Origin of the sequence: Dolichospermum sp. LEGE 00246 (assembly GCF_015207865.1) — a bacterium.
GTDB classification, from domain to species: domain Bacteria; phylum Cyanobacteriota; class Cyanobacteriia; order Cyanobacteriales; family Nostocaceae; genus Dolichospermum; species Dolichospermum heterosporum.
Map to the genome: position 1 here is coordinate 1 of NZ_JADEWA010000316.1, position 6,388 is coordinate 6,388.

4 protein-coding genes are annotated in these 6,388 nt (G+C 39.0%); all 4 read left to right on the top strand.

Going from position 1 to position 6,388, the window contains the following annotated elements; genetic code table 11:
- Positions 1–257 precede the first annotated feature (257 nt).
- The gene (locus tag IQ228_RS18360; RefSeq protein ID WP_193963855.1) at positions 258–1,631 is read left to right on the top strand and encodes a CmpA/NrtA family ABC transporter substrate-binding protein; all 1,374 of its coding nucleotides are present in this window, start codon (positions 258–260) and stop codon (positions 1,629–1,631) included.
- 267 nt (positions 1,632–1,898) lie between these two features.
- On the top strand, positions 1,899–2,738 hold the full coding sequence (gene ntrB, locus IQ228_RS18365) for a nitrate ABC transporter permease (RefSeq protein ID WP_027404169.1): 840 nt from the start codon (positions 1,899–1,901) through the stop codon (positions 2,736–2,738).
- Positions 2,739–3,022: 284 nt separating this feature from the next.
- Positions 3,023–5,029: a nitrate ABC transporter ATP-binding protein gene (locus tag IQ228_RS18370; protein WP_027404170.1), complete on the top strand. Its 2,007-nt coding sequence runs from the start codon at positions 3,023–3,025 to the stop codon at positions 5,027–5,029.
- Between the two features lie 290 nt (positions 5,030–5,319).
- A complete protein-coding gene (locus tag IQ228_RS18375) occupies positions 5,320–6,162 on the top strand; it encodes a nitrate ABC transporter ATP-binding protein (RefSeq protein WP_027404171.1) in 843 nt (280 codons plus the stop codon).
- The last annotated feature ends 226 nt before the right edge of the window (positions 6,163–6,388 follow it).

Genomic DNA, 6,388 nt, shown 5'->3' on the forward strand with positions numbered 1-6,388 from the left:
TATTTAATAACTACCTTGCCAAGTTGATCCATTTCCCAAAAAAACCTGTAAACTGATTTTAATTGGTTCAGAGGTTGTTTTCCATCTTACCCAAAAACCCAAAGTAATTAAACTTTGCCCCCATACCTAAATCAGCTTTTTTATCTAGAAAAGGCAATTCTTTTATGGCATTAGCAAGAAAATATTATGATTTTGCTTGAATTTTAATGTCTAAATTATGGCTAAAAAATAACTTTGTAAATGTAGGAGATTTAGTTATGTCCGACTTTTTGAATCAAATTACTCGCCGTAAATTTATTGTCACTGCTGGAGTTTCTGCCAGTGCCGTATTACTGAAAGGCTGTTTAGGAAACCCACCAGAAACCACTGGTAATTCTGCAAAATCTGGTGTTCAAGCAGTAGCTAATATTAGTGACGAACAAAAACCAGAAACGACAAAAGTTAAACTTGGATATATTCCCATTGTTGAGTCTGCACCATTAATAATTGCTTTAGAAAAAGGCTTTTTTCAGAAATATGGGATGTCAGATGTCGAAATTTCTAAACAAGCTTCTTGGGGTTCAGCAAGAGACAACGTAGAAATTGGTTCTGCTGGTGGTGGTATTGATGGTGGTCAATGGCAAATGCCCATGCCGCACTTAATTACAGAAGGAAAAATTACTAAGGGTAATAAACCAATACCCATGTATGTGTTAGCTCAGTTAGTTACACATGGTAATGCAATTGCGATCGCAAACAAACATCTAGGGAAAGGTATTAGCTTAAAACTCGATGCGGCAAAACCATTATTTGCCCAAATGAAATCTTCCACACCTTTTACCGCAGCTTTCACTTTCCCGCACGTTAACCAAGATTTGTGGATTCGCTACTGGTTATCAGCCAGTGGAATTGACCCAGATACAGATGTCAAATTGCTGACAGTCCCAGCGGCGCAAACCGTCGCCAATATGAAAACCGGCACCATGGACGCTTTCAGTACAGGCGACCCCTGGCCATTCCGCCTGGTTAACGACAAAATCGGCTTCATGGCGGCATTAACAGCCGAAATTTGGAAAAATCACCCCGAAGAATATTTTGCCATGAGAGGTGATTGGGTTGACCAAAATCCCAAAGCCACAAAAGCCTTATTAAAAGGTGTCATGGAAGCCCAACAGTGGCTAGATAACTTTGATAACCGCAAAGAAGCCGCAGAAATTCTCGCCGCTAAAAAGTATTTTGGTCTATCTTCCCCAGCAGTTCTGGCTGACCCATACCAAGGTAAATATGACATGGGTGATGGTCGTAAAATAGACGATAAATCAATGGCTGCTTATTACTGGAAAGATGCTAAAGGTAGTGTTTCTTATCCTTACCAAAGTCATGATTTATGGTTTATCACTGAAAACGTGCGTTGGGGATTCTTGCCCAAGGATTACATTACCAATGGTGCAGCCAAAGCTAAGGAATTAATTAAAAAAGTGAACCGGGAAGATATTTGGAAAGAAGCAGCTAAAGAATTAGGAATACCTGCTGCTGACATTCCTACTAGTACATCTCGTGGAGTTGAAGAGTTTTTTGATGGAGTCAAATTCGACCCTGAGAAACCAGAAGAATATCTCAAGAGTTTAAAAATTAAAAAAGTAGGTGTTTAATCAATAGACCTGTCCGAAAATGTAGAGATATAAGTAATTGGACAAAAATATTTACAGTCATTGCGAGGGAAGGGAAGCAATCACAACCCTTGCGATTGATTCATTTCACTTCGTTCCATATGGCTAACGCCACGCAACGCTTACGCAATGACATCGTGTAATTAATTCTGCCTCACTACTTAGAAAGTCTCTACAATGATTTTAAATAAACCATACTTAATTTCCACAAAATACCCATTAACCATTCATAAATTTGAGGAAAAATTCATGACCATAGCTCAAAAACGTTCGACAACTCCTAAATTTGATAATAGCTTTTTATCTAGTTTACAAAAACAATTTCCTGAACTTATACCTCCGGCGATCGCATTACTTATTTTTCTAACTATTTGGCAACTATTTTCTTGGACTCCAGGGGCAACATTACCCGGACCAATCCAAGTTATTCAAGACACTTGGATCTTGATTCTGTATCCCTTCTATGACAAAGGAGGCACTGATAAAGGACTTTTTTGGCAAATTTGGGCTAGTCTCCAACGGGTTGCTATTAGCTACACATTAGCGGCAATTGTCGGTATTGCCTTGGGTGTTTTGATTGGTGTTAATAGAACCATGTCAAAAGCTTTAGATCCTTTGTTTCAGTTATTAAGAACAGTACCTCCTTTAGCGTGGGTTCCTATTTCCCTAGCAGCATTACGCCAAAACGAACCAGCCGCATTATTCGTAATTTTCATCACCGCAATTTGGCCGATTCTCATTAACACTGCGGTGGGTGTAACTCAAATTCCTCAAGACTATAACAACGTTGCTAAAGTTCTGCAACTTTCTAAAAAAGAGTATTTCTTTAATATCTTAATTCCTTCAGCATTACCCTACATTTTTACAGGGTTAAGAATTGCTATTGGTTTGGCTTGGTTAGCGATTATTGCGGCAGAAATCGTGATGTCGGGTATTGTTGGTATCGGCTTTTTTATCTGGGATGCTTATCAAAATAACAACGTTAGTGAAGTAATTTTAGCACTAGTTTATATCGGTGTTGTTGGTCTCATTCTAGATAAACTCATGGCTGCATTACAAAACTGGATTTTACCAAGTGAACAGAAATAGTTATTAGTCATTAGAGGTTGTTTGAAAAGTGGTATCCCGTAACTTTCATCACATTGTTACCCCTTTCCCCTTGTAAAGGGGGGAAACAATAAAAATCTAGTTCCCTCCCCTTTATAAGGGGAGGGTTAGGGAGATACAGCAATCATGACTTTTCAAACACCCTATTAGTCATTAGTCAGTGGTCATTAGTTAATAACAAAGAAATAACAACTGACAACTGACAACTAACAACTAACAACTGACAACTGACAACTAACAACTGACAACTAACAATTACCAAAATTATGTCTATATTTGTTGGCGTTGAGCAAATTGATAAAGTTTTTGAATTAACTGGTGGCGGTCAATATATCGCCCTCAAAGGTATTGACCTCCAAATTAAAAAAGGCGAATTTGTTTCTCTTATCGGTCACTCTGGTTGCGGTAAATCCACGCTTTTAAATATGATTGCCGGTTTGGATTTACCAACAGAAGGTTTAGTCACTTTAGAAGGACAAAGAATTAAAAAACCAGGACCAGATAGAATGGTCGTATTTCAAAACTATTCGCTTTTACCTTGGCGAACAGTAAGAGAAAATATCGCCTTAGCGGTAGACTCAGTATTAAATGGAATGCCCGCAGCCGAACGCAAAGCGGTTATTGATAGACACATAGATATGGTCGGTTTGCGTCCCCATGCTGATAAACAACCAGGGATGTTATCAGGTGGACAAAAACAACGGGTAGCTATAGCCCGCGCCTTGGCAATTCGTCCTAAACTATTACTGTTAGATGAACCCTTCGGTGCATTAGACGCACTGACTCGCGGGAATTTGCAAGAACAATTAATGCAAATTTGTGAAGAAAACGAAGTTACCGCCGTTATGGTGACACACGACGTAGATGAAGCCGTTTTGTTATCTGACAGAATTGTCATGCTAACCAACGGACCAGAATCAAAAATTGGCGATATTTTAGAAGTTGATATTCCTCGTCCTCGCAAACGCATGGAAGTAGTAAAACATCCCAGCTACTACACCTTGCGAAGTGAAATGATTTACTTCCTTAACCAACAAAAACGCATCAAAAAAATTCGGGCAAGAAAAACTCCAGATATTGCCCGTCATGGTTTAGAAAAAGTTAATTTAGAAATCGGTTTCTTACCCCTTACAGCTTGTGCGCCATTAGCTATAGCCAAAGAAAAAGGCTTTTTCACCAAACATGGTTTAGATGAAGTTTCCTTAGTCAGAGAAAGCAACTGGCGCGGAGTCGTTGATGGCATCAGTGGGGGTTATTTAGATGCGGCACAAATGCCGTCAGGAATGCCAATTTGGTTATCTTTAGGAGGCAATAAAAACGAACCATTACCAGTAGTTACCTCCTTAACCATGACTCGCAACGGTAACGCCATTACCTTAGCAAAGAAATTTTACGAAGAAGGTGTACATGGTCTTTCAGACTTCAAAAATTACCTCCTCAGAACCCGTGATCAAATGCACAGAATGGGCGTAGTCCATCCAGCATCAATGCACAATTTACTTCTGCGTTATTGGTTAGCTGCAGGAGGGATTGATCCAGATATTGACGTAGACATGAAAAATATTCCCCCCGCCCAAATGGTAGTAGATTTAAAAGGGGGAACAATTGACGGTTATTGTGTAGGTGAACCTTGGAATTATCGCGCTGCGGTAGAAGGTTCAGGTTTTACAATTGCCACAGATTTAGAAGTTTGGTTAGGACATCCTGGTAAGGTTTTAGGAGTACGGGAAGACTGGGCAAATAAGTATCCAAACACTCATATTGCCTTAACCAAATCATTATTAGAAGCTTGTAAATATTGTGCTGATACCCAAAATGCCCAAGAAGTTAGACAAATTCTAGCAAGTCGGGATTATGTCAGCACCGACATTGATTTTATCCAAATTGAAGATCCTGATGGCATTAATACCTGTGATTTAGATCATCCCATGCGTGAGTATGCCCATCATCAATTTTATTCTGATTCTGCTATTAATCGTCCTAGCAGAACCGAACAAATCTGGATCATGACACAATTAGCAAGATGGGGAGAAACGCCATTTCCTCGCAACTGGGTAGAAATTGTGGAAAGAGTTTGTCGAGTTGGTGTATTTAGTACCGCAGCTAGAGAATTAGGTTTAGATATTAGCTACACTCGTCAACCAATTCAATTATTTGATGGTAAACCTTTCAACTCTGATGATCCTTTTGCCTATCTCACCAGTTTAGACATTAAACGCGATTTTTCCGTTGCAGAAGTTATTCTTGATGCACCGCGTAAAATTGCAGCTTAAACCAGATACCCGATTTCTACTAAAGATTCATGATTTATTGACATCATCACATTAGAAGTCGGGTATCTTTCATCATAAGACCTCGCGGTAAGTGGGAAACGAGCGGGTCTTTTCCTCGTTTTTCCTCGTTCCCATACTCTGTTCCTCGTTTTCCTCGTTCCCATACTCTGTATGGGAATGAAGTATAGAAGGCTCTGCCTTCATTTTACTAGAGGCAGAGCCTCTTGATAGCATTTCCAGTCGGAGACTGGGAACGAGTTATTAAAAAAATTCAAAACTAAAAATTTAAAATGCAAAACCGCAACTTGAGAACTACCAACACAGCTACTAGCACAATTAGCAGTCAACCGTTTTTACAAATCCAAGATGTTTGTAAAGTTTATCCCACTAAAAATGGACCATTTACAGTTCTCGATGGTGTTAACCTCAACGTTGAACAAGGGGAATTTCTTTGCGTTATCGGTCACTCTGGTTGCGGTAAATCAACTTTATTAAACATGGTTTCCGGTTTCAACTTTCCTACCACTGGACAAGTTTTATTAGAAGGACAACCTATTACAAAACCAGGTCCAGATAGAATGGTCGTATTTCAAAACTACGCCTTACTACCTTGGAGAACAGCATTTGAAAATATTTATTTAGCTGTAAATGCAGTTTATCCAACTAAGCCAGAAGCAGAAAAACGGGCTATTGTCAGAGATCATTTAGCAATGGTGGGTTTAGCTGATGCAATGGAAAAGAAACCTATGCAAATGTCTGGGGGAATGAGACAAAGGGTTTCCATTGCCCGGGCTTTAGCTATTCGTCCGAAAGTGTTGATTTTAGATGAACCTTTTGGGGCGTTAGATGCAATTACTAAGGAAGAATTGCAAGAAGAATTGTTGAAGATTTGGGGTGATAATCGTTGTACAGTTTTGATGATTACCCATGATATTGATGAGGCTTTATTTTTGTCCGATAAGTTGGTAATGATGACCAATGGACCTCATGCAAAAATTGGGGAAGTGATGGAAATTCCTTTTTCTCGCCCTAGAGATAGAGCGAGGATTATGGAAGATCCTCAATATTATCAACTGCGAAATTATGCCTTAGATTTCTTGTTTAACCGTTTCGCTCATGATGATGTTGGTTAGAGAATGTTACTAAAAAAATGTTGGCGAAGAGTAAACCGGAGGTTACGAAGTTATTGTTAGAACAAGCGCAAATGGAAGTAAATCCTAGATAGGAAATGTATTAATGTTTAGCAAATAGGTAATTATATCCCCGACTTCTCAAAGAAGTCGGGGATATTTTGGTTCACCATAGATTTTGAATATGAAATAAATATGTGTTACTATCTTAGTAGTATTTACCCAGATT